The following is a 23,214-nucleotide window of genomic DNA, read 5'->3' on the forward strand; positions in this document are numbered from 1 at the left end:
AATCGATTACTTTGCGTTTTCTTCCAAATAAGTAACTGCTTGAGCTACTGTCTGGATGTTTTCAGCTTGGTCATCTGGGATAGAAACATTGAATTCTTTTTCAAATTCCATGATCAATTCTACCGTGTCTAAGGAGTCAGCTCCCAAATCGTTTGTGAAAGATGCCTCAGGAGTAACTTCTGATGCTTCTACACCTAACTTCTCAACGATGATGCTCTTAACTTTTTCTGCAATATCTGACATTTTATAAAAATTTTGGGGTTCAAAAACGTTGCAAAGATTAGAATTAAATGTTACAATATCAAACAAATTTTATTCCATTTTGCACTTTAAAAATATATAATATAATTCAACTAATTCTTTTTGGAAAATATTCAATTGGAAGTGGCTCTTTCAATTAAAAACAAAGTGATGCTGCACCTAATAAGCCTGCATCATTCCCTAATAGCGCCTTTTTTATCGTCAACTTTTCTAGGTAGGCAGGTGTAAGCCAGTAGTTTAGTTGCTTCTCCATACTTGGTAAAATAAAATCATATGATGCCGATAAACCTCCGCCAATAAATATGTTTTTAATGTCTAAAATTCGAATTAAAGAAACGAGCATATCGCCTAAAAGGGTTCCTATTTCGTTCCAAATGGCTAAGGCTAATTCATCCCCTTCTTCCGCGGCCACGACCAAAGCCGTAGTTGAAATTGTTCCATCTGAGGTCAACAATGTTTTGCCTGTATAGGAAGCGCGCATTTCGGTTGCCAGTTGCAATATTTCTTTTTTACCTACATTTCGTTCTAATACCTTTCCATTTTTAGAGGGTACATGTCCAGGTTCCATGGCATTGCCATCACCTCCTAAGAATATTTTACGATCAATAACTGCTGCGCCACCCACACCTGTACCTAAGGTGATGAAGACAAAATCTTCCGGCATCGTAGCCTTCTCAGGTGAGAAGTAAAACTCGCCTAATGCCGCCGCATTGGCATCATTTTCCATAAAAAATGCATGCTCGGGAAATCTTTTTTCTAGCATATCAATCATGGGAGATCCATCGATTTCAGGTATTGCCGTGATTTCAATTAATGTCCGACGGTTTTTAGTTAGGATACCAGGTAGGCCGATGCCTATTTTTTTAACGTTTTTATGTTGGTACAATTGCAATGCAATCGCATCTGCCAAACGCTCTAAAAAGTGATTTGATTCTCTCCAGGTCGCTGTATCATAACTTTGAAAATTGTTGATTTGGCCGGTGTCCGAATGAACGATTCCCATTTTAACGCCGGTACCTCCTACGTCTATTCCTAAGTATTCTACTGCTGCCATAGTTTTGATTTATTGAGTTACGAAATTGTCGAATTTTGCCGTGAATTTCAAATCAAAAGTGGCTCAAGGGTAAATTAGCTCGATTTTTTCTAGTATTTGAGTAACGGCAGGGCAGATGAGGGCATTCTTTTGCGTTAAAGATAAAATCCCCATGATATTCTTGCGATTCGTATGTGGATATTCTCGGCACGCTTTGGGGCGGTGATCGTAGATCCCACATTTGTTGTCTGCAAGATCTAAAAATGGGCAAGGAGCTGCCGGGTAAACCCAATCTCCATCGGAATCCTGAACTAAATATTCATCCAAAAATGCGGATGTCTTCATCTTAAAAAGATGTGAAACCCGTTGAATGTCCGTTTCATTCCACATGGGACTTGTCGTTCGGCAGCAGTTGCCACAAGTCAAGCAATCCGTTTTCTTGAAAACTTCTGTGTGAGCCTGAAAAAATTGTTGATCTAAATTCTTAGGTTTTCTAGCGACTAGTCGCTGCATTAATTTCCGGTAGGAGGGGTCTTTTTTGTCCTTGGGCATACTTAAATCGAGGCTTGAAAACAGGCTCTGCAGCGCGCTTGATAGGATTCCGTTTCCCCCAATAGAACGGTTTCTTCTTTGTCAACAATCCTATACGAGTAATTTGCGACGGCACCACATTGAACGCAAACCGCATGTACTTTGGTCACATATTCTGCGATGGCCATTAAATGAGGCATAGGACCAAATGGAATTCCTTTAAAGTCCATATCCAACCCAGCAATGACAACACGCTTACCTTGATTCGCTAAGGAATTAGCTACTTCAATAATGGATTCATCAAAAAATTGCACCTCATCAAGGCCTACGACATCACAATCTCCAGCTAGTAATAGGATTTCACTGGCACTTAGAACGGGAGTGGAGCGAATGGAATTTTGATTATGAGAGACGATATCTTCATCATGATACCGGGTATCAGAAGCTGGTTTAAAGATTTCTACCCGTAATTTTGCGATTTTAGCCCGCTTTAGGCGGCGGATTAGTTCCTCCGTTTTGCCCGAAAACATAGAGCCACAAATAATTTCAATCCATCCGAGCGATGGATTATTTTGGGCAGATCTAGCATGTGTAGGTTCTAAAAACAAGGGCGCAAAAAGCCCTTGAATGAAATTTCAAGGGCCATTATATGAAAATTATTTTGAACTAAATGTTGATGAGAAATATTCACGATTCATACGCGCGATATTTTCTAGCGAAATGCCTTTAGGACACTCAGCTTCGCAAGCACCGGTGTTCGAACATGCACCAAATCCTTCCTCATCCATTTGGGCAACCATTGCCTCAGCTCTTTTTCCTGCCTCTACTTGTCCTTGCGGCAATAAAGCTAATTGTGAAATTTTAGCTGAAGTAAATAGCATGGCGGAAGCATTTTTGCAAGCTGCAACACATGCGCCACAGCCGATACAAGCTGCCGCAGCAAAAGCTTGATCTGCATTTTCTTTTGGTATAGGCAATGAGTTGGCATCTTGTGCATTTCCCGTATTTACGGAAACGAAGCCACCAGCTGCAATAATACGATCAAAAGCTGAACGGTTAACAACTAAATCTTTAATGACAGGGAATGCACTTGATCTCCAAGGTTCCACGGTGATTGTTTGACCATCTTGAAATGAGCGCATGTGCAATTGACAAGTTGTTACACCGCGGTTTGGACCATGTGGTCGGCCATTAATGTACATCGAGCACATACCACAAATACCTTCTCGGCAATCATGGTCAAATGCTACCGGATCATCTCCTTCTTCGATCAAACGGTTGTTTAACACGTCAATCATTTCCAAAAATGACATATCTGTGGAGATGCCGCTTACCTGGTATGTTTCAAATTTACCAGCTACGCTTGCATTTTTTTGTCTCCAAATTTTGAGTGTCAGGTTTAAATTTCCTTCCATTGTATCGAATTATTTATAAGATCTTTGAGCAATTTTGATGTTTTCGTATTTCAATTCTTCTTTGTGAAGTTTGAAAGTCGATTGTTTTTGGTATTCCCAGGCGGCTACATAGGCGTAGTTCTCGTCATCACGAAGGGCTTCCCCGTCTTCTGTTTGGTATTCCGTACGGAAGTGACCTCCACAACTCTCGTTGCGATCTAAGGCATCAATACACATTAACTCGCCTAATTCAAGGAAGTCGGCCACACGACCCGCTTTCTCTAATTCAGGGTTTAAATTATCGATTTCACCAGGAATTTTGACGTCCGACCAGAATTCTTTCTGTAGGGCTTGAATCTCTTTAATGGATGCTTTTAGGCCTTTTTCGCTACGTGCCATTCCGCATTCGTCCCACATGATTTTTCCTAAACGCTTGTGGAAATAATCAACGGGTTTATTTCCTTTGATGTTCATCAAGGTTTCTAGACGATCACGTACTTCTTTTTCAGCTGTCACAAACGGCGCTGAATCAGTTGACATAGCCGGCGTACGAATTTCAGATGCCAAGTAATTCCCAATCGTGTATGGAATCACGAAATAGCCATCTGCTAAACCTTGCATTAAGGCCGATGCTCCTAAACGGTTAGCACCGTGATCAGAGAAGTTGGCTTCGCCCAGCGCATATAAACCTGGCACTGTTGTCATTAAGTTATAATCAACCCAAAGTCCACCCATCGTGTAGTGAACTGCTGGATAAATACGCATCGGCACTGTATATGGATCTTCACCTGTAATTTGCTTGTACATATCAAACAAATTGCCATATTTCTCTTTGACGACTGCTTTACCCATTGCTTGAATTTCTTCATCTGATGGATTGTGCATGTTATGCTTGTTAGCTTCTCCTTGGCCGTAGCGAATAATTGCCGCAGCATAGTCTAAATAAACAGCCATTTTAGATGCGCCTACGCCAAAACCCGCATCACAACGCTCTTTGGCTGCACGTGATGCAATGTCACGAGGCACTAGGTTTCCGAATGCAGGATAACGACGCTCTAAATAATAATCTCTTTCCTCTTCTGGAATCTCATTGGCTTTACGGGTATCGTTTTCCTTTTTAGGAACCCAAATACGACCGTCATTACGTAGTGACTCCGACATTAACGTTAACTTCGATTGGTGATCACCTGAAACTGGTATACAAGTGGGGTGAATCTGAGTGTAACATGGATTTGCAATGAAAGCACCTTTTTTGTGCGCTTTCCAAGCGGCTGTTACGTTCGATCCCATTGCATTGGTGGATAAGTAGAAAACGTTTCCGTAACCGCCCGTACAAAGCAATACAGCATGTCCAAAATGACGCTCTAATGCACCTGTAACTGAATCACGCGCGATAATACCACGCGCTTTCCCGTCGATGGTAACAACATCAAGCATCTCATGGCGTGTGTACATTTTTACATTTCCCATTCCCACTTGGCGTTGCAAGGAAGAATAAGCACCTAATAACAATTGCTGCCCAGTTTGCCCAGCCGCGTAAAATGTCCGTTGAACTTGCGTTCCACCGAAAGAACGGTTAGAAAGCAATCCGCCGTATTCACGTGCAAATGGTACACCTTGTGCCACACATTGATCTATTATACTACCAGACACCTCGGCTAAACGGTGAACGTTTGCTTCTCGCGAGCGGTAGTCACCGCCTTTGATGGTATCATAGAATAAGCGGTAAACGGAGTCCCCGTCATTTTGGTAGTTCTTTGCTGCATTAATACCTCCTTGTGCTGCAATTGAGTGCGCACGGCGTGGAGAATCTTGGAAGCAAAATACTTTTACTTTATATCCTAGTTCAGCTAACGAGGCTGCGGCAGATGCACCAGCCAAACCTGAACCAACAATGACGATTTCTAACGAACGTTTGTTGGCAGGATTAACTAATGGCACGCTTGAGCGGTACTTGGTCCATTTTTCAGCCAGCGAACCTTCTGGAATTTTAGCATCTAATTTTGTCATAATCGTATCGGCTGAGGAATTATTGAATCAAATTAAAATAGAAGGCGATTGGCATTGCAGCAAATAATGCGGCAATAATGATCGAATAGATTGCGCCAATGGTCTTAATTGTAGGTGTGTACTTAGGGTGATTCCATCCCATCGTTTGGAATGCGCTTTGAAAACCGTGCAATAAATGATAGCCTAAAGAAATGCAACCTAATACATAAATGAGCACAACGATTGGACTTTGAAATACTATTTGCATTTCATTATATAGGGTATGTGTTTCGGTTAAGTCATTTGTCAAACGGGAGAAATACCAGAAATGTCTTAAGTGTACGATAAGAAATATCAATAATAATGTCCCTAACAAACCCATTGATCGCGAGTACCATTTACTATTGGCTGCTCCATCTACAACCGCATAGGCTACGGGACGTTTCTTTTTATTAGCTAGCCAAAGACGAAGGCCATCAAAAATGTGTAGCAATAAACCGCCAAATAAAACAATTTCCATCGTTCGTATAATCGGGTTATGTGCCATAAATTCGGCCCCTTCGTTAAATGCGGCACCCCCATCATTCAAGAAAATCGTTGCATTTAAACCGCAATGTACAAGTAGGAAACTGATCAAAAACAGGCCGGTGATGGCCATGATGAGCTTTTTGCCTAGTGAAGAATTAAGTGATTTTGCTAGCCAAGCCATAAATAAGGTTGTTAGATTTAAGTAAAAACAATCAAAGCGATTGTTGATTTCAACAATGCTGCTGAATTTTAGCCTCCAAAACTACATTCCAATCGCTTCTCAATCAAATTAATCGCTTAAAAAATCTATTTTTTTTAATTATTAAATTTCGCCTTGTTAACTTGCTCATCTTCTCATTTGTTTTATGCGGAAATATATTTTTTTCTTCTTTTTGTTCTTCATTTCGGGCAGCCGCTTACTAGCTACGCACCTAAAGGGTGGGGAGATCACAGTTAAACGTATTTCGGATAAATCGCTGACCTATGAGTTTACGTTAACAACCTATACGGAAAGTAATGCTGCGAATGATCAGCAGGAAGATGTCAACTTTTGTTTCGGGGATGGTTCGGGTATTTTTAAGGCTAAACGTTGCTGTGGGACACCCATAAATTTGGGCAATGGGACATTGAAGAATATCTACAAGATTGAATATACGTATCCCGCACCCTCGCTCGTTTACCGTGTTTCAGCAGCTATCCCAAATCGGAATGATGGCGTTCGAAATATGACGAGATCTGTTGATGTTGCTTTTTATGTGGAAACAAGTTTCTCCATTAATTCCGGACTTGGTTTAAATTCCACGCCTTTACTGTTAAATCCAGCTATTGACCTCACGGCTATTGTTGGTCAAAAATTCATTCATAATGCGAATGCGGTCGATGCTGAGGGTGACAGTTTAGCTTACCGATTGTCTGTTTCAAAGACTGGCGAAAGTGAAACATGTAATTCGGCTAGTCGTGGGATTACAACACCTAATTTTAGGCAACCAAACGAGGTATCTTCGATCAAATCTAGTTTTGATATAAATCCGCTTACGGGTGATTTAGTGTGGGATACTCCACAAGAACTTGGACTTTATAACTGTGCATTTATAGTTGAAGAATGGCGAAATGGGGTTAAAATCTCCGAAACTGTTCGCGATATGCAAATCGAAGTGAAGGATGCGGATAACAGGGCACCCAAGTTAACGGTTCCCGCTGATGTATGTGTGTTAGCTGGAACGAACATTGTTCAAACGATAACGGCAGATGATGTGGCCTCCAAAACTGGACGTCTCGACCCATTGACCATCTTTAGTTCGGGTAATGTATATGCGAATGTTGATCCAATTTATGCCGTATTACAACCATTTGCCTCATTTAATTCGATTCCTAGGCAAACTTCACCTGCAAGGGCAACGTTTTCGTGGCAGACGGCGTGCCAACATATCCGAAAGGAGCCGTATGATGTTTTGTTTAAAGTTGAAGATAATCCGCCAACGGCCATTGGAAATGCCATCAAATTGGTTGATAGTAAAATTTGGAAAATACGTGTTTTTGCACCTGTGGTTCAAGGATTAAAAGTAGTCACTGGAGCTTCCAGTGCTACATTGTCTTGGACTCCATATACCTGTTTATTGCCCAATACCTCATTGATTATTTATCGAAAAACAGGGCCTTGTGTTACGGTTGTCAATAAGTCGTGTGGGACGGGAATGACATTACCTGGTTTTGTGGAGATTGGACGTTTGAAGGCTACTGAAACCAGTTTTGAGGATAAGTCACTACAAAAGAATACCAATTATACGTATGTCATTGTCGTTGCATTTACAAATTCAAAGGGTTTAGAGGATTTTAGTCCGATGTCATCTGGTGTATGCGCATTGATAGCTACTGCGGCGCCTGTAATGACGCAAGTATCTGTATTGAAAACATCGAAGACACAGGGTGAAATCAGTGTTCGGTGGTCGAAACCGCTAAATTTAGACACACTTTCATTTCCAGGTCCATATCAATATCAGCTAAAGCGTGCAGAAAGTATTTCAGCTGTCGAATTCAAAGCAGTGGGCTCGCCGATAACCGATACCGTTTTTGTGGATAAGGGATTGAATACCTTGGAACGGGGTTATCGATATCAAGTGGATGTATTTTATGTTAAAAATCAAAAATTAGAGTTGTTGGATTCGCCCACTCCCGCGAGTTCGGTTCGTTTACAAGGAGTGGCTGCAGGTAAGACCATTAAATTAAGTTGGGAAGCCAATGTGCCTTGGAATAATAGTTTTCAGGTACATCGCATTTACCGCGCTCGTGGCAACGGAGTTTTCAATCAAATTAATGAGATCTCGGTAGGTGACCCAGCTACGTTTCAGTACACGGATTTAGGTGTGGATTTTGTGACAACAGATGGGAAATTTGATGTAGCGATTTTGCCGGATTCAACCTATACTTATTTTGTTGAGACTGTTGGCGAATACGCTCGTCCTACATGGGCTAAAGGACTCGTCAATGCGTCTCAATCGCTAGCAATAAAATCATTTATTGAACTTAATCCATGCCCCCCGGTGCTGAAAATAGGGTCTAATCCATGTGATTCGCCGGGTGGAGATTGTTTGCCAACTAGTTTTACAAATACGTTAACGTGGACGCCAACTGTGACGAATTTGTGTGATCCTCAAATTGATTTTTACCGGGTTTATTTTTCAAAGACGGTGGATGGGAAGTATGGGTTTGTGGGGGAGAAAAAGGGTTTATCTTTTTTACATAGTCAGTCAAGTTCATTTGTGGGCTGTTATTATGTGACCGCAGTCAATTTTGATGGGAAAGAAAGTGCGAAGAGTAATACAGTTTGTCAAGATAATTGTCCTGCATTTGATTTGCCTAATTTATTTAGTCCCAATGGAGATCAAAAAAATGATCTGTTCTTACCTATGCGATGCCCAAGTTTTGTCAACCAAGTCACTTGCACGATAGTTGACCGATTCGGTCAAGTCGTTTACAACTACGATGGACCATTACTTGGTTTTGGTTGGAATGGTAAAGGATTGAATGGTCGGGATGTGCCACCGGGATCATATTTTTATACCTGTGATGTCCAGTTTGAGGTAGTTGATGAATCGAAGAAAAAGAAATCACTGAAGGGATGGGTGGAGCTAATTCGTTAGTCGTTTTTATTGATGGGGATTGTGGTTTTTGTCAATGGGCCAGTGGTATCCTTCGTCGGATTTCAGCTGAGGAGTTGGCTATTTATCCGCAATCCACGGCGCTATGTAAGTCCTATCAAGAAAAAATCCCAGATTCTCGGTGGTCGTTAGCTACTGTTCAGGTGGTTACAAACGGTCGATTGTATATCAAATCTGCGGCGATTGCCGAGGTACTCAAGCATGCAAAATGGCCATTTTTGCCCCTCAGGGTGTTATTTGTATTGCCTGAAAGGCTTTTGGATCGAATGTATGATTTCGTCGCCAAACATCGGTACTTTTTCAACGGGAAAGAAGCGTGTGAAATTAATTCGCAGGGATAAAAGGTTTCGAAACCTGGAAGAAAAGTGGAGTAAGAACTTCTTTCCACTGGATGGCGGCGATTTCTAAGGCGGCAAAATTGTAGTGAACACCATCCCAACGCATGCCACCGTCTTTAATAAATTCAAGATTTGCACCTTCGAAGGTATTGGGTATTTCCTGAAGCATTCTTTTTTGCGCACGCCTTACCTTAATTTGCTCTGGTATATTTTGTCCGGCATTTGATTTCGAAATCAGAAATGGTAATTGAGGATGATTTAATAATTCGCGCGTTTTTTGAATGTAACGACCAGTGAAATAAACGATATCATTTTCTGCAGTCCAATAATCATTTTCACCATGAACGACAAATATTGCTCGTAGACCAGTTTGTTTAATTTCATTAACTAATCTCTGTTCAAACCTTGCATAGGGTTGGCGTTGCCTCCATGGATAAAAATCATGTTCTTCAAATTGTTCTCCATAAGCTGATTTGCCCCATTGAACTGAAGTAGATCCTCCTTGACCCGTATTGAAAATCATGACTGGTACATTGAACCTTTTTTTTGTGTATTCCGCTACTCTTCCCCAAAAACTTGGATTAAAATATATTTTTTTTTCCGTCAATGGAGGCCATAATTTAATTTGGCACCACGTTCTGTCGTAATCCAAAATGACATAGGGTTCCTGACCTTCTGAAATAGAATGGCCAATCACAGCAAAGACTTCACCTACATTTATTGTCGTAGGCAATAGACCATCAGTTACTACTTTTCCGTCTGTAATAAGTTGAATTTGAGGATAGTAACCGCCGCCAACTAATTTAAATTTACCCGAAAATTGTTTGTTGGCCACATCCACAGTCAAATTCTGCCAATCAGTCGCTTGGCCACCTAGTCTGTTTATGAATTTAATTTTGGCTGTTTGGAATGTTGCTCCTGCTTGTCCTTTAATGATAATTTCTCCTTCGTTGCTGTTCGATCTTTGCACAAAAGTTTTACTTTTTTCGAGGTCAATGCTTGCTGTCGCTGGTGCGAGAAAGGTGTCGTTAGGTGAAATCGGCTCTTGGTCTGAGGTACATGCTCCTAAGACAAAAATGCTGATAAAAAGAATGCTTACGGTTAATAATCGTTTGTGCATTTGATGGCCTTGTTTTTAAAACCGACTAGAAAAAATTATCTTTGCCGAGCTAAAATTTAGTCCAAATTTAATAAATATAATATGAAAGCATATATTTTTCCGGGTCAAGGTTCTCAATTTCCGGGCATGGCGAAGGATTTGTACGAGCAATTTGATTTAGCTCGTTCGATTGTGGATGAGGCGGATTCAATTTTAGGATTTTCGTTAGCGAAGGTAATGTTTGAGGGGACGGATGGGGAATTGAAGCAAACGCGCGTGACCCAGCCAGCTATTTTTTTGCATTCTGTTTTGGTTGCTAAGTTGGGCAAAGATTTTAATCCCGGCATGGTTGCAGGGCATTCGTTGGGTGAATTTTCAGCCTTGGTTGCTGCCGGAGGATTGGCTTGGCAGGATGGCTTACAGTTAGTATATAAGCGTGCATTAGCCATGCAAAAGGCATGTGAAATTCAGCCGAGTACCATGGCGGCAGTTTTAGGATTGCCAGATTCAACAATTGAAGAGATTTGTGCAGCTTATGGTTCATCGGTTGTTGCCGCGAATTATAACTGCCCGGGCCAAGTAGTAATCTCGGGTTCTGTAGAAGGAATTGAGGCGGTTGGAATTCAGTTAAAAGAAGCGGGGGCAAAGCGCGTATTGCCCTTACCAGTGGGAGGAGCGTTTCATTCCCCTTTTATGGAGCCAGCGCGAATTGAGTTAGCGGCAGCTATTGAGGCAACGGCAATTGCGAATCCGGTTTGTCCGATTTTTCAAAATGTCAACGCGCAGTCATCACAAGATTCAGGTCAAATTAAGGCTAATTTAATCGCGCAATTGACCGGTGCGGTTCGTTGGACGCAATCAATAGAAGCGATGGTTTCCGGTGGTGCCAGTGAATTTATTGAATGTGGCCCTGGCAAAGTTTTACAAGGCTTAGTTCGTAAGATTCACGCGGAGGCCGTAGTATCGTCAATGGAATTGGCTGATTTATAAGAAGTAGTCCCGTCAGTGCTCAAATAAATCATTTTTTTTTAAGCGATATTTGATTATTTCCTAGATAGACCTTACTTTTGCATCACATTTTGGTATTGACCTATGGTGTAATGGTAACACACCAGTTTTTGGTTCTGGTTTTCTAGGTTCGAATCCTGGTAGGTCAACAGAATAACAAATTAAAGCCTTCTACAGCAATGTGGAAGGCTTTTTGTTTGTTCAATTTTTGAGTAGACGCTTTAAAATTTCATCACTTTCTGATTTTTTAAATTCCTTACTTTGTTTCCCCCATGTCCAAATCGTTAAAGGAAGCGTAATACCGCGCTGCAATTCCTCCGAGATGCCTGGTGTTGCATCACCTTTAATCGTACTTATGACAACTACGCCATTTGCTCCACGTACTCCATACATAGCGGTTTGAGATGGATCTTTTAAAACTGTCACCGAAGCAATGTCATTGGGATTTATGGAATTAATATTTCCGCTGATTGGGACTCCATCGACGACATATAAAGGGCTATTTGCATTTATCGAACCAATTCCTCGAACACGAACCATAGCTCCTCCGCCAGGTGAATTATCATTCCCAATCGTCACTCCGGACACTTGACCTTGTAATTTTTGATTGACTGTGGCTACATTTACTTGGTTTAATGTTTGATTGTCAACCTCATTAAGCGATTTTGATGTTATTTTTTCTTTTGAATTTGAGGGAATTAATTGCATTCCAATACCAGGCTCACCTTGGGCATTTCTACCATTTATAAACTTTACCTCATGAATTTGTTTTAATGGAATCGCAGAAGTATCCCTAAACTCTTGCCGATTTACTTTGTCGGCAGGCTCATGCCAAATAACCCACATGGTGTCTTTGCGGATTGTGATTTGTTGGCGTTCAGCATGAAAGTATTTTTTAAGAATGCTTTCCGCTGTTTCAGATTGTCCGAACGTTTGGTAGCCCAGTAGCATAAAAATTAAGATTTTTTTCATTTGTTTAATTCGCCTAGTTTCTCATACGAGAGAATCATCGAACGAACGTTATGGTAGTTGATTTTCCAATTATGGGACATGTGACGCCAGATAGGCTCACCTTCACGCGTCATGAGTGGCCACCATTCACCTGTGAGTTGATTAATCATTTTGTCAAAAACAAAACGGTGAACTTGTTTATGCGCTTCTAAAAATCTAGGATCTTTAGTTAGTTGGAATGCGTCTAACATGCCGATTAGCATTTCGGCTTGTTGCCAAAATTCCTTCTCGAAATCCGATGCTTCACCTGTATGTGAACCTTCCACGTAAACGCCACCAAATTCCCAATCAATGCCGTGGTCTAAGGCATGATAAAAAGCTTTTTCTATGTTTGGACGATATTTCTCCAGATCAAATCCACCGATTTTGATGGCATGCATGAGGAGCCAACCGAATTCCGCGTTGTGTCCGTAGGAGGTATTGTCTGTTGATGATGCTTTTTGGCCTCCATCCGCAAAACGGTCCCAGCCCCAAACAATGTCAAATTTGATTTGTGGGGCTACGTCCCAATTTGCCCAAAACTGCGGAATACCTGTTCCAGTAACCGGATGCATGATTTTGTGAATCAAAATTTCGATCACTTCTTCTAATTTTCGACGATGGAGTGATTTGCCGCTCGCCTCATATAAGGTGGTAAAGGCTTCCATTAAATGCATGTGGACATCTAGCGTTTTGCGATCTCCTCCGGGCGATCCTGGTCCCATAAGTGACCAATCTGCCGCAAAAAATTCCCAGTAACCACCGTGATATGTGTCTACTGCATGTTTTTGTAATAGATCAAAAACTTTCTCTGCATATTCCAAGCCGATGGGGTCACCCGTTGCAAGCGTATACTCACTTAAGGCATAAATAGCAAAACTATGTCCATAGCCTATTTTTTGTTTGTTTGTGGCCTTACCCGCCCGATCCGTCATCCAATAAAATCCACCATGTTCTGCATCCCACATTTTTTCGAGAAGAAATTTGACTCCATGTTCTGCCATTTCTTTCATGATTGGTCCCCCAAAACCATGTCGGTACGCTTGCGCATACGTGAAGACGGATCGCGTTTGTGCAATTAAAGATTTTTCATCATCTCCGGCATCGTTCCCAAATTCATCAAAATGGGTGAGGAAGCCTCCTTGATTTTTATCGATTGTTCTCGATGTCCAAAAGGGTAGTAATTGATTTTCCGTGTAGGTTTTAATTTCCGATTGCATCATGAAGTTGTTTAATTTCGTGTGGGCTTGCACTGCCCGTTTCTCCTATTTTTTGAATGCTAATGTGAACAGCTAAACTCGCGAATTTACATGATTCTGCGATGCTAGCTCCCGTTGCTTTTGCCGCACTAAATGCAGCGACGACCATGTCACCTGCGCCCACGGTATCGATCGGGCCTAGCACAGGTATTGCTTTTTCCCAGTGAAATTCTGTCGGACTCGCATAGATCATACCTTGCTCTCCTAAGGTTACAAGGGCTGGTTTATTGCGTTGAACAACCCATTGCTTAATTTGAAATTCGAGGTCAGTTACCTCGCCAATTATGTTTTTAAATTCCTCTTCATTAACCTTCAAAAGGGTATTTTGGGCTTCATTTCCCAAGCTACGAAGGTCGGCAATAGCCTTTTCGTTGGTAATGTTTTGTAGTAGGTTTAAGCTTTCCTTATTCAGTAATGGGTACTTGAATTGTTCGTTGATAATCACCCAATGATACGTATCGATTCGTTTTTCAAGTGTGTCAATTAATTGTTTTGCATACGTGTGAAATTGCAGATTGCGCGTGCCAAAATCCAATCGATTTTGTTCATCATACACCCGCATAGGCTTGGTGTATGTGGGTGTATCTAATTCGTCAATCACTGAGAGGTGTTTCGTTGAAATGTGCCATTTTCCGGCCTCATGACTCATTTCGCGCCCAAATAAGTCGTTGCCTCGAACGCCAAAAGCATCTACTTGAACACCAAGGCTAGCTAAATTTTTTGCCACATTACCTGCTCCACCTAAATATGCCTGCGGTTTTTGGCAGATATGCACTTCTTTGCCTGTTTCGACTGAAATTTCTGAACTATCTGGGTTGATATCAAAATAGAAATCCAACGCATAATCACCGATGACGGCCATCTTAAGCTGGCTGATTTGCGCTAAAAGAGCGTCTAATCGATTGGAATTCATGAATTTAAATTTGTTGATTTGAAATTACACAAAATAAGTTTTGAAGTCAATTTATTATCTTCCCACTTACCTTTGGCAATCCTCCAAGGTTTGCCAAAGGTATGGGGCAGATTGATTTTTTCAAGCTGAAAAACTGATAAATCGCCACTTAATAATTGATAATATTCTGCGTGGAATTTATTATTTTTGGGCTTTTATTTACCTTATCTTCTTTGTTTTGGCATTAATTAAATCTATTTCAGGCATCCGTGGAACGATCGGAGGAAAACCTGGTGAAGGCCTGAGTCCAATTGATATTGTTACGTTTGCCGCCGCTTATGGCGCTTGGTTAAAAGGAACCAAACCCATATCGAACCAAATTGTACTTGGTCGTGATGCGCGGATTTCGGGTTCCATGGTTTCTTCATTGGTAGCAAATACGCTTATTGGGCTTGGTTGGGATGTTTTGGATATTGGTTTATCGACAACCCCTACGGTTGAGCTTGCTGTCCCATGGACGAAATCTGCAGGTGGAATTATTATTACCGCCAGCCATAATCCAGCCCAATGGAATGCACTTAAATTGCTCAACGATGCTGGAGAATTTATTTCAGATGCAGATGGGAAAGCGATGCTCGAATTAGCTGAAAATCTTGATTTTGTTTTCGCAGAAGTAACTCAGTTGGGTAAAATCACGCACGATGATTCGTTTTTGCAACAACACATTGATCATGTCTTAGGACTTCGTTGGGTAGATAAATCAGCGATTCAAGCGAAGAATTTTCGCGTTTTAGTGGATGCTGTTAATTCAACCGGAGGAATCGTGGTGCCTCAGCTTCTTAATGCGTTAGGTGTGATGGATGTGGATGTGATATTTGGAGAACCTAATGGACATTTTGGTCATAATCCGGAACCGTTACCAGAGAATTTGACTGAAATGATTGCCAAAATGAAGGCTGGCTCATACGATTTAGGTATCGTTGTTGACCCCGATGTAGATCGTTTATGTTTCATCTCGGAAGATGGAAGTGCATTTGGTGAGGAATATACATTAGTTGCTATTGCGGATTATATTTTGTCGATTGTAAAAGGGAATACAGTTTCCAATCTGTCTTCAACTCGGGCTTTGGCAGATGTGACGCAAAAACATAATGGAATTTATTTTGCTGCTGCTGTAGGTGAAGTTAATGTGGTGACAAAAATGAAAGCTGAAAATGCAATTATTGGCGGTGAAGGTAACGGTGGGGTTATTTTCCCAGAGTCGCATTATGGACGCGATGCATTAGTTGGCATTGGATTGTTTTTAACACATTTAGCCCGTAAAAATAAAAAAGTTAGTGACTTGCGCGCTGAATATCCTGCCTACATTATGTCGAAAAACAAAATTGAACTTTCGGCAAATTTGAATGTTGATTTAATCTTGGCGACTGTCGCCGAACAATTTAAAGAAGAACGTGTAAACACCATTGATGGTGTTAAAATAGATTTTGCTGATCGCTGGGTCCATTTACGCAAATCTAATACGGAACCAATTATAAGAATTTATTCTGAGGCACCAACGGAGTCCGAAGCGAATGGGTTAGCCCAACAAATTATGCAGGTAATCAAAGCGATTGCCAGCAAATAAGAATGACATGACATCAACAACTAAAACACCAATTTACCTCGATAACGCGGCAACTACTCCGGTGGACCCAGCTGTTTGGGCCGAAATGCAGCCTTTGTTTGAGCAATTTACCGCAAATCCATCGTCTATTCATGCGCATGGCCGACAAGCCAAAGTTGTCGTAGAAAAAGCAAGGAAGGCCGTAGCTGCTTTGTTAAATACGTCACCAGCTGAAATATTTTTCACGTCCGGAGGTACAGAAGCGGATAATACGGTGATTCAATCGGCAGTTTTATACGGCGGTGTCAAGACGATTATTACATCGCCCCTAGAACATCATGCGGTTTTACATACAGCTGAGGCATGGGGAAAATTAGGTGTAGCAGAGGTGAAATTGGTTCAAATTAATTCTCAAGGTGACATTGATTTAGCTCATTTGGAGGAACTATTGGCTGGAAGTTCAAAGGCTTTGGTTAGCCTCATGCAGGGTAATAATGAAATTGGAAATCTATTGGATCTGCATGCGGTTGGTACATTATGCCAAAAATACGGAGCTCTTTTTCATTCGGATACGGTTCAAACAATGGGGCATTTTTCACACGATTTACAAGCTTTACCTGTTGACTTTATCGTAGGTGCCGCCCATAAGTTTCATGGACCTAAAGGTATTGGATTCTTGTATGCACGTGCTGGGGTAGGTTTTCACCCATTGATGCACGGGGGTGCACAAGAGCGAAATCAGCGAGGCGGAACGGAAAATGTATATGGTATGGTGGGTTTAGCAAAAGCATTAACGATGGCTTATGAATCCATGGACGCGCACATGTCTCATATTAAATCCATTAAATCTTATTTTATTGAAGGGCTTAAAGTGCGTTTTCCGGGAGTTGAATTTAATGGTCGGTCAGGCGAAGTAGATAATAGTTTATATACTGTTTTGAATGTGCGCTTTCCAAGCGTTCCAGATGGTGATATGCTCTTGTTTCAATTAGACATTGAAAAAATTTCTGCTTCGGGTGGTAGCGCCTGTTCTAGCGGAACGTCGGTGGGGTCGCACGTACTTTCAGCCTTAAATCCAACGGCAACCGGAGCCGCAGTACGCTTCTCGTTTTCGAAGAATAATACCAAAGAGGAGATTGATCGCGTACTTGAGGTGCTGGAAAGTTTGGTCAAATAGATTAAAAATAGACGCGAAACTTGAACTGTACCCAAAAAGTTGGACAACTTATTGGATGCAGTTCACACTCCGCGTCTTTTTTGTTTTAGACGCAAGGTATTGCGTCTCTACGATTAATAAGCACGCGCAAACATCACACGTTTATTAGACGGATTACCTGTCAAAATACATTTGCCAACTTCCTCTTTTGCATCTAATGGAATACAACGAATCGTTGCTTTCGTTAAATCCTTTATTTTTTCTTCCGTTTCAGATGTACCATCCCAGTGGGCTGAAATGAATCCACCGATGTCTAATTTGGCATTAAATTCATCCCACGAGTTCACCTCAAATGTATTTTCGGTACGGAATGCCAATGCCTTCGCATAAATTTTTTCCTGAATATCCGCTAATGTGTCAACCACCACCTGCTCAATTCCTTCGAATGCCATGGATGTTTTTTCACGGGTATCTCGACGAGCTAATTCAATGGTCCCATTTTCCATATCTCGGTTTCCAATCGCTAAGCGAATAGGCACACCTTTTAATTCATATTCGGCAAATTTAAAACCTGGGCTTTGGTTTTCCGATACATCAAATTTAACCGAAACCCCTTGCTTACGTAGCGTTTTTACAAGTGGATTTACTTTATCCTTGATTGCATTTAATTGGTCTTCTCCCTTATAAATAGGCACAATTACTACCTGAATTGGGGCTAATTTAGGTGGTAAAACCAATCCTTGATCATCCGAATGAGCCATAATTAAGGCACCCATTAAACGTGTAGAAACGCCCCACGAAGTTCCCCAAACATAGTCTAATTGGTTTTCTTTACTTAAGAATTTCACGTCAAATGCCTTGGCGAAATTCTGACCTAAAAAGTGAGACGTTCCGGCTTGTAAAGCTTTTCCATCTTGCATAAGTGCCTCGATACAATAGGTTTCATCTGCTCCAGCAAAGCGCTCATTAGCTGTTTTAATTCCCTTGACCACGGGCAAAGCCATGAAATTTTCGGCGAATTCGGCATACACATCTAACATCCGCTCCGTTTCTTCAATGGCCTCTTGCTTGGTTGCATGTGCCGTGTGCCCTTCTTGCCAAAGAAATTCTGCGGTACGTAAGAAAAGGCGCGTACGCATTTCCCAGCGAACAACATTTGCCCATTGATTGATCAATAATGGTAAATCTCGATAGGATTGAATCCAATTTTTGTAAGATGACCAAATTACTGTTTCGGACGTAGGCCGCACGATTAATTCCTCCTCCAGTTTGGCATCTGGATCCACAATAACACCACCTCCATTGGGGTCATTTTTTAGTCGGTAATGGGTAACAACAGCGCATTCTTTGGCAAAACCTTCCACGTGTGAAGCTTCTTTTGAAAGAAAAGATTTAGGTATAAACAAGGGAAAATAGGCATTTTCGTGACCAGTTTCCTTGAACATATCATCCAGAGCACGTTGCATTTTTTCCCAAATGGAATAGCCATAGGGTTTAATGATCATACATCCGCGAACGGCCGAATTTTCAGCCAAATCAGCCCGCTTTACTAATTCATTATACCATTCTGAATAATTTTCGGAACGACTAGGTAGGGATTTACTCATAAGATTTATTTCGCAATTTTATATTCTCGTTTCATTGTTCTGCTAGTAAGTGTTTAGGTTCTACCATTTTTGTTCTATAACTTAGACTAAAATTCCTAGACCTAGCGTTAATACGTATAAATAATCGAACTTTGAGCGCCAAAGATACGTTATTGTCTGTAGTTTTAACTTATAATTTAATCACTTTAGCCATGAAAAATTATTGGAATGCCTTCGTAGTTGTGGCCAGTTTATTTATTTTTTCCGCGTGTTCGCTCTCGCAACCCGGAAGCCAGCAGTCTTTAGTGGCTGATGATTTATATGATTCTTTTCAAAAACCTGCTTCCGCATATACCCCTAAAAAAAGTTCACATTACCTTAATCCAGAAGAAGACGCTACCTTAATTCAAGAAGAAGAGGGAGTTATGATTCGTGAGGATGAAACTAATTTTTTGAATTCGCGCAGTGTTTATGCGAATTCGTATGCAGACGGGTTTAATTCCGGTTTTCAGTCAGGAATGTTTTCCGCCAATCCTTGGAATAATTGGTACAATAATCCCTTCATTTCATTTGGTATGGGAGGATTCTATGGTTCGCGCATTATTGCGCCAATCAACGCATGGGGAATGTATGATCCATTTTTAAATCCTTTTGCGTTCAATCGTTTCTCCGGGTTCTACGACCCTTATTTTGGATTTAATGGATTTCGTAACCCGTATGCGTTCAATGGTTTTGGCATGGGTGGCTTTGGTATGGGCGGTTTTGGTATGGTAGGCTTCGGTAACGTGGGAAGCTTTGGAGGTATTAATGGCTATGGGAATACAAATTATTATAGCACCCCTTCATCTATCAATACAACGCGTGAACCTGCCATGCGACCAAATCGTGGCCCAAGAGAAGAGCGCTCAACGAATCGATACGGTGATGGAAATATGAATAACTCACCTAGAGGAGGTAATAATTCGTATAATACGCAAAGTACGAACCAACCACGCGTAACGAGTGGCCAATCTAGTAATGCTCCAGTTCAGGCCGCACCGCGACGTAATTCTAATTTTGAATATAGATCTGCGCAGCCTCAAACAAACTACAGCCAACCGCAGCAGAATTATTCAGCTCCATCCTCAAATTATAATTCAGGAGGGTCTTATTCAGGTGGTAGTGGTGGCGGTTCTTCACGTGGTCCAAGATAAGGTATTCATGAAAAAGCTTCTTTTATTCTATGTATCTGTGCTCACAGTGACACAGATGCACGCGCAGATTTATTCCTATCCGAATTTAGCCAGACAATTTAGTTCCAGTTATGCGACAGGATCTGCCCGTATGCAAGGTCTAGGGGGTAGTTTTGGCGTTCTAGGTGCCGACTTGAGTTCCATAGCCGGTAATCCTGCTGGATTAGGGTTTTATACCCGTTCTGAAGTTGGAATGAATGTTGGTGTTCTAGATGCACAGACTACATCAAATTACTTTGACCAATCAACCCAAGAGTCAAATACAAGTTTACATATACCCAATTTTGGTGTTGTTATTACCGGAGATTACATGAATCGGTCGGATTGGCGAGGAACTTTTGGTTTTAGTTATTCCCAACGTACCGTATTTACGCAACCTCTAAAAGTTGAGGGATTAAATAATCGCAGTTCATACTTAGATTTTTTAATTGAAAAAGCGAATAGTCGGTATAATTATGCTGGAGGTGGTGATATCGATGGCAACGTAATCGATGATGAATATGATTCTTTTAGTAAAGCTGCTAATACCCTTGAAGGCGTTGCCTATCAAACATTTTTAATCAACAATTCAAGTACTGGTGGTGCTCCTTTTAATCGATTTGAGCCGAATTTGCCAACGAACCAATTTGGTGTTGCTACAAATTCAGGTGTAGTTTCGCAATGGAATTTTAGTTACGGGGCTAATTACAAGGAGCGTTTATTTATAGGAATTGGTCTACATTTTTCGAAATTAAAGTCCATCAATGATTTTAGTTGGACCGAAGAATTTATCGGAGCCAATTACATTGCCGGTTTTGAAACGAATGAAAAACTGGAGACTTCAGGTTCAGGCATATCGGCAACTCTAGGCTTAATTTACAAATTAACACCAAGTTTACGCATTTCGCTAGCTGCTGAGTCGCCTATGTATTACGATCAAATGGCAGAACGATTGACTGGAATTACATTTCCACGCGTTTTTGGTGTTCCTTCCGAGTTAAATGGTAATCCCATAACGATTACAAAAGTTAATCCCGTTCGACTATTGCCAAACGAGTTTAATTACCAAATGACAACCCCACTAAAGTTTTCAGCGGGAGCTGCCTATTTTTTCGGTAAGCGTGCTCTAGTAAGTTTTGATGCTGAATATATGAACTACCCTGGAATTCGTCTTGCTGCGGTTGAATTGGGCGCGTTTGCCAATCAGCAATTTAAAGATAAATATAATGGACAAGTTAAGGCCAATTTTCAGTCAGCACTTAACCTTAAAGTAGGCGCTGAAATTCGAGTTAGTTCCGCGTGGAGCGTTCGTGGGGGAGTGGCAACGTATGGACAAATTTACGCTTCAGATTATGATTTAATTGATCGAAGCCAGTTTCAAATTTCAGCCGGGTTGGGTTATCGTTCCAATGCCTTTTATCTAGACTTGGGTGTTTGGCAACGTACCGGGAAGGATGCTTACACGCCATATGTATTAAAAAATGCAGCTGATTATGGTTCAGCTGCATTGCAAATTTTGAATACCCAAGTAGTAATCGGGGGCGGTGTCTATTTTTAGACAGGAATGTATTGTTCTAAAAGCCAAAGGATCTGACTTACTGTTATTTCTCCGTCTACTTGAATATCAGATTTTTGATATTCAGGAAGGCGTTCCTGAAATGTTTTCTTAATCGTTTCAATGACTACTTCCTCACTTTGCGTTTTGTCCAATAATGGACGATTATTTCCTTGAGCCTTATAAAGTCGTTTTGCCAAATCGTTAACATCCACATTTAAAAAGATACTTACGCCATTTTGCTTTATGAATTCCATGTTATTATTAAAGCAAGGAACGCCGCCACCTGTTGCAATAACCATCGATTGATCCGGCTGAAAGCCATGCAATGTCTTCTTTTCTAATTCCCTAAAGTGGGCTTCGCCATAATTTGAAAATATTTCTGATACAGTTTTTTGTTCCCTTGTTTCAATCAATTTGTCCATATCAGTAAAGCTGTATCCCAAATTCCGCGCTAATTCTTTCCCTAATGTGCTTTTTCCTGATGAGGGCATTCCGACTAAATAAATATTTTTCATTCCTGTACTAGTTTAAACTTTGATGAATTTGATCCGCGGTAGGAAGGCTATAGGCCGACCATTTTCCTTTGACGGTTCCTTGGCTAATAAGCCAAAGACCGGGACTTGAGCGAATGATTGTTTTTAAAACTTTGGTATCTGCTGATAAGGCAGGGAAGGCCAATTGGTATTGATGTCTCAATGCATTCACCTCTTCATCTGTAGACGCACTGATTAACCAAATAGGTACTTTAAGTTCTTTCGCTAGGGTTGCTATGGTTGAAAACACTTTTTCATGTGTGTGATGTACATTAGGGACGATGACTAAAACATGATTGCCATTGAATAGCTTTTGTGTATAATTTGTGGTGTCACCGTCCACCCAGAGCTGGTAATCCGTAATCAATGGCCTAGCTTCTTTTTCATTAATAGCTCGCATGGAAACATATTCTGCCTTAGGATCTGTGGGCATCTCCGATAATTCGGTTTCCTTCCCATTAATCTTGTAGATGTAACTAAATTTCAGTTCCTCCCGGTTTTTCATGTTTTTGGGAATGTTTTCTCCAATGGCATAGGGTAAACTATCCCAAATAGGTAGAAAAAAGTAGGAATATACACCAAAACCAATGCTGAGTAGGGCACTCAATAAAACCCATTTGCCGCTTTTTGAGCGAAGAGTAGGCTTATCTGTAGCAAATAATAAACCTGTCAAGACTAATAAAAAGATATCTTTACCAAATGACGTCCATGGAGTCAATTTGATGGCTTCCCCAAAACACCCACAGTCGGTGACTTTATTAAAATAAGCCGAATAAAACGTTAGAAAGCTAAATAATAGAATTAATCCAATAAAGCTGTAGAGGATTTTTTTCGTTTGGAAATTGAGCCATAAAGCAATCGCGAGCACTACTTCGGCGCTACTTAACAGAATGGAAAGGAGTAAGGCTTGAGGAATAAGTAATTTCCAAAACCCAGACATCCACGGAAAGTCAACAGAAAAGACGTCAAAGTATTCCTCCAACTTAAGTTGAGTTCCTATGGGGTCATTAAGTTTAATGAGCCCAGAGAAAAGAAATAGTCCTGCCAGTAGGAATGTGGCAATTTGACGGGTTAGTTTCATGTA

21 protein-coding genes and 1 tRNA gene are annotated in these 23,214 nt (G+C 41.0%); 8 read left to right on the forward strand and 14 right to left on the reverse strand.

Annotated features, from left to right (window positions below; all coding sequences use genetic code 11):
• Positions 1-6: 6 nt before the first annotated feature.
• The 7 genes from ACIQ6T_RS02700 to ACIQ6T_RS02730 all read right to left on the reverse strand — a co-directional run bounded on the left by ACIQ6T_RS02700 (position 7) and on the right by ACIQ6T_RS02730 (position 5,917).
• Positions 7-243 (reverse strand): acyl carrier protein, encoded by a 237-nt coding sequence (locus ACIQ6T_RS02700; protein WP_395783966.1) that lies wholly within the window; start codon positions 241-243, stop codon positions 7-9.
• A 154-nt stretch (positions 244-397) separates the two neighbouring features.
• A complete protein-coding gene (locus ACIQ6T_RS02705) occupies positions 398-1,315 on the reverse strand; it encodes an ROK family protein (protein WP_395783968.1) in 918 nt (305 codons plus the stop codon).
• A 63-nt stretch (positions 1,316-1,378) separates the two neighbouring features.
• Positions 1,379-1,846: a YkgJ family cysteine cluster protein gene (locus ACIQ6T_RS02710; RefSeq protein WP_395783970.1), complete on the reverse strand. Its 468-nt coding sequence runs from the start codon at positions 1,844-1,846 to the stop codon at positions 1,379-1,381.
• Between the two features lie 2 nt (positions 1,847-1,848).
• Positions 1,849-2,433 (reverse strand): thymidine kinase, encoded by a 585-nt coding sequence (locus tag ACIQ6T_RS02715; RefSeq protein ID WP_395783972.1) that lies wholly within the window; start codon positions 2,431-2,433, stop codon positions 1,849-1,851.
• Between the two features lie 48 nt (positions 2,434-2,481).
• Entirely contained in the window at positions 2,482-3,240 is a 759-nt protein-coding gene (locus ACIQ6T_RS02720; RefSeq protein ID WP_395783974.1) for a succinate dehydrogenase/fumarate reductase iron-sulfur subunit, read from the reverse strand.
• Positions 3,241-3,249: 9 nt separating this feature from the next.
• Entirely contained in the window at positions 3,250-5,229 is a 1,980-nt protein-coding gene (locus tag ACIQ6T_RS02725) for a fumarate reductase/succinate dehydrogenase flavoprotein subunit (RefSeq protein ID WP_395783976.1), read from the reverse strand.
• A 19-nt stretch (positions 5,230-5,248) separates the two neighbouring features.
• Positions 5,249-5,917 (reverse strand): succinate dehydrogenase cytochrome b subunit, encoded by a 669-nt coding sequence (locus ACIQ6T_RS02730; protein WP_395783978.1) that lies wholly within the window; start codon positions 5,915-5,917, stop codon positions 5,249-5,251.
• A gap of 184 nt (positions 5,918-6,101) precedes the next feature.
• On the opposite strand from ACIQ6T_RS02730, the gene ACIQ6T_RS02735 reads away from it, so the two are divergent.
• Both ACIQ6T_RS02735 and ACIQ6T_RS02740 read left to right on the forward strand, forming a co-directional pair.
• Positions 6,102-8,876, forward strand: coding sequence for a gliding motility-associated C-terminal domain-containing protein (locus ACIQ6T_RS02735; RefSeq protein WP_395783980.1), 2,775 nt, complete (start codon positions 6,102-6,104; stop codon positions 8,874-8,876).
• A complete protein-coding gene (locus ACIQ6T_RS02740) occupies positions 8,855-9,235 on the forward strand; it encodes a thiol-disulfide oxidoreductase DCC family protein (RefSeq protein WP_395783982.1) in 381 nt (126 codons plus the stop codon). The genes ACIQ6T_RS02735 and ACIQ6T_RS02740 overlap by 22 nt, the downstream gene beginning before the upstream one ends.
• Here ACIQ6T_RS02740 and ACIQ6T_RS02745 read toward each other — a convergent pair.
• Positions 9,219-10,352, reverse strand: coding sequence for a hypothetical protein (locus ACIQ6T_RS02745; protein WP_395783984.1), 1,134 nt, complete (start codon positions 10,350-10,352; stop codon positions 9,219-9,221). The genes ACIQ6T_RS02740 and ACIQ6T_RS02745 overlap by 17 nt on opposite strands.
• An 81-nt stretch (positions 10,353-10,433) precedes the next feature.
• On the opposite strand from ACIQ6T_RS02745, the gene fabD reads away from it, so the two are divergent.
• Both fabD and ACIQ6T_RS02755 read left to right on the forward strand, forming a co-directional pair.
• The gene (gene fabD, locus ACIQ6T_RS02750) at positions 10,434-11,321 is read left to right on the forward strand and encodes an ACP S-malonyltransferase (RefSeq protein WP_395783986.1); all 888 of its coding nucleotides are present in this window, start codon (positions 10,434-10,436) and stop codon (positions 11,319-11,321) included.
• Positions 11,322-11,417: 96 nt separating this feature from the next.
• Positions 11,418-11,488, forward strand: a tRNA-Gln gene (locus tag ACIQ6T_RS02755).
• Between the two features lie 52 nt (positions 11,489-11,540).
• Here ACIQ6T_RS02755 and ACIQ6T_RS02760 read toward each other — a convergent pair.
• The 3 genes from ACIQ6T_RS02760 to ACIQ6T_RS02770 are packed head-to-tail and all read right to left on the reverse strand — an operon-like array spanning position 11,541 to position 14,501.
• A complete protein-coding gene (locus tag ACIQ6T_RS02760) occupies positions 11,541-12,311 on the reverse strand; it encodes a TonB-dependent receptor plug domain-containing protein (protein WP_395783988.1) in 771 nt (256 codons plus the stop codon).
• Entirely contained in the window at positions 12,308-13,552 is a 1,245-nt protein-coding gene (locus ACIQ6T_RS02765; RefSeq protein ID WP_395783990.1) for an AGE family epimerase/isomerase, read from the reverse strand. The genes ACIQ6T_RS02760 and ACIQ6T_RS02765 overlap by 4 nt, the downstream gene beginning before the upstream one ends.
• Positions 13,533-14,501, reverse strand: a complete 969-nt coding sequence (locus ACIQ6T_RS02770; protein ID WP_395783992.1) for a bifunctional heptose 7-phosphate kinase/heptose 1-phosphate adenyltransferase — start codon at positions 14,499-14,501, stop codon at positions 13,533-13,535. The genes ACIQ6T_RS02765 and ACIQ6T_RS02770 overlap by 20 nt, the downstream gene beginning before the upstream one ends.
• A gap of 217 nt (positions 14,502-14,718) precedes the next feature.
• On the opposite strand from ACIQ6T_RS02770, the gene glmM reads away from it, so the two are divergent.
• Positions 14,719-16,107 carry a phosphoglucosamine mutase gene (gene glmM, locus ACIQ6T_RS02775; RefSeq protein WP_395783994.1) on the forward strand — a complete coding sequence of 463 codons (1,389 nt, stop codon included), beginning with the start codon at positions 14,719-14,721 and terminating at the stop codon, positions 16,105-16,107.
• 7 nt (positions 16,108-16,114) lie between these two features.
• Positions 16,115-17,263 carry a cysteine desulfurase family protein gene (locus ACIQ6T_RS02780; RefSeq protein WP_395783996.1) on the forward strand — a complete coding sequence of 383 codons (1,149 nt, stop codon included), beginning with the start codon at positions 16,115-16,117 and terminating at the stop codon, positions 17,261-17,263.
• A gap of 113 nt (positions 17,264-17,376) precedes the next feature.
• Here the strand turns inward: ACIQ6T_RS02780 and proS are convergent, their stop codons facing one another.
• Entirely contained in the window at positions 17,377-18,849 is a 1,473-nt protein-coding gene (gene proS, locus ACIQ6T_RS02785) for a proline--tRNA ligase (RefSeq protein ID WP_395783998.1), read from the reverse strand.
• A 191-nt stretch (positions 18,850-19,040) separates the two neighbouring features.
• On the opposite strand from proS, the gene ACIQ6T_RS02790 reads away from it, so the two are divergent.
• Positions 19,041-20,021, forward strand: a complete 981-nt coding sequence (locus ACIQ6T_RS02790) for a hypothetical protein (protein ID WP_395784000.1) — start codon at positions 19,041-19,043, stop codon at positions 20,019-20,021.
• Between the two features lie 7 nt (positions 20,022-20,028).
• A complete protein-coding gene (locus tag ACIQ6T_RS02795) occupies positions 20,029-21,597 on the forward strand; it encodes an OmpP1/FadL family transporter (protein ID WP_395784002.1) in 1,569 nt (522 codons plus the stop codon).
• Here ACIQ6T_RS02795 and ACIQ6T_RS02800 read toward each other — a convergent pair.
• Complete coding sequence (locus tag ACIQ6T_RS02800) at positions 21,594-22,112, reverse strand: shikimate kinase (RefSeq protein ID WP_395784004.1); 519 nt, start codon at positions 22,110-22,112, stop codon at positions 21,594-21,596. The genes ACIQ6T_RS02795 and ACIQ6T_RS02800 overlap by 4 nt on opposite strands.
• Positions 22,113-22,119: 7 nt before the next feature.
• Complete coding sequence (locus ACIQ6T_RS02805) at positions 22,120-23,211, reverse strand: BT_3928 family protein (RefSeq protein ID WP_395784006.1); 1,092 nt, start codon at positions 23,209-23,211, stop codon at positions 22,120-22,122.
• Positions 23,212-23,214: the final 3 nt, after the last annotated feature.

It is taken from the genome of Aquirufa sp. (assembly GCF_044377215.1).
In the GTDB taxonomy this organism is placed as follows: Bacteria; Bacteroidota; Bacteroidia; order Cytophagales; family Spirosomataceae; genus Aquirufa.

Bases quoted from the DNA above. Each gene is read 5' to 3' on its own strand.
- ACIQ6T_RS02700 (WP_395783966.1), bottom strand. From the start codon at position 243: ATGTCAGATATTGCAGAAAAAGTTAAGAGCATCATCGTTGAGAAGTTA.
- ACIQ6T_RS02705 (WP_395783968.1), bottom strand. From the start codon at position 1,315: ATGGCAGCAGTAGAATACTTAGGAATAGACGTAGGAGGTACCGGCGTT.
- ACIQ6T_RS02710 (WP_395783970.1), bottom strand. From the start codon at position 1,846: ATGCCCAAGGACAAAAAAGACCCCTCCTACCGGAAATTAATGCAGCGA.
- ACIQ6T_RS02720 (WP_395783974.1), bottom strand. From the start codon at position 3,240: ATGGAAGGAAATTTAAACCTGACACTCAAAATTTGGAGACAAAAAAAT.
- ACIQ6T_RS02725 (WP_395783976.1), bottom strand. From the start codon at position 5,229: ATGACAAAATTAGATGCTAAAATTCCAGAAGGTTCGCTGGCTGAAAAA.
- ACIQ6T_RS02730 (WP_395783978.1), bottom strand. From the start codon at position 5,917: ATGGCTTGGCTAGCAAAATCACTTAATTCTTCACTAGGCAAAAAGCTC.
- ACIQ6T_RS02735 (WP_395783980.1), top strand. From the start codon at position 6,102: ATGCGGAAATATATTTTTTTCTTCTTTTTGTTCTTCATTTCGGGCAGC.
- ACIQ6T_RS02740 (WP_395783982.1), top strand. From the start codon at position 8,855: ATGGGTGGAGCTAATTCGTTAGTCGTTTTTATTGATGGGGATTGTGGT.
- ACIQ6T_RS02745 (WP_395783984.1), bottom strand. From the start codon at position 10,352: ATGCACAAACGATTATTAACCGTAAGCATTCTTTTTATCAGCATTTTT.
- fabD (WP_395783986.1), top strand. From the start codon at position 10,434: ATGAAAGCATATATTTTTCCGGGTCAAGGTTCTCAATTTCCGGGCATG.
- ACIQ6T_RS02760 (WP_395783988.1), bottom strand. From the start codon at position 12,311: ATGAAAAAAATCTTAATTTTTATGCTACTGGGCTACCAAACGTTCGGA.
- ACIQ6T_RS02765 (WP_395783990.1), bottom strand. From the start codon at position 13,552: ATGATGCAATCGGAAATTAAAACCTACACGGAAAATCAATTACTACCC.
- ACIQ6T_RS02770 (WP_395783992.1), bottom strand. From the start codon at position 14,501: ATGAATTCCAATCGATTAGACGCTCTTTTAGCGCAAATCAGCCAGCTT.
- ACIQ6T_RS02780 (WP_395783996.1), top strand. From the start codon at position 16,115: ATGACATCAACAACTAAAACACCAATTTACCTCGATAACGCGGCAACT.
- proS (WP_395783998.1), bottom strand. From the start codon at position 18,849: ATGAGTAAATCCCTACCTAGTCGTTCCGAAAATTATTCAGAATGGTAT.
- ACIQ6T_RS02790 (WP_395784000.1), top strand. From the start codon at position 19,041: ATGAAAAATTATTGGAATGCCTTCGTAGTTGTGGCCAGTTTATTTATT.
- ACIQ6T_RS02795 (WP_395784002.1), top strand. From the start codon at position 20,029: ATGAAAAAGCTTCTTTTATTCTATGTATCTGTGCTCACAGTGACACAG.
- ACIQ6T_RS02800 (WP_395784004.1), bottom strand. From the start codon at position 22,112: ATGAAAAATATTTATTTAGTCGGAATGCCCTCATCAGGAAAAAGCACA.
- ACIQ6T_RS02805 (WP_395784006.1), bottom strand. From the start codon at position 23,211: ATGAAACTAACCCGTCAAATTGCCACATTCCTACTGGCAGGACTATTT.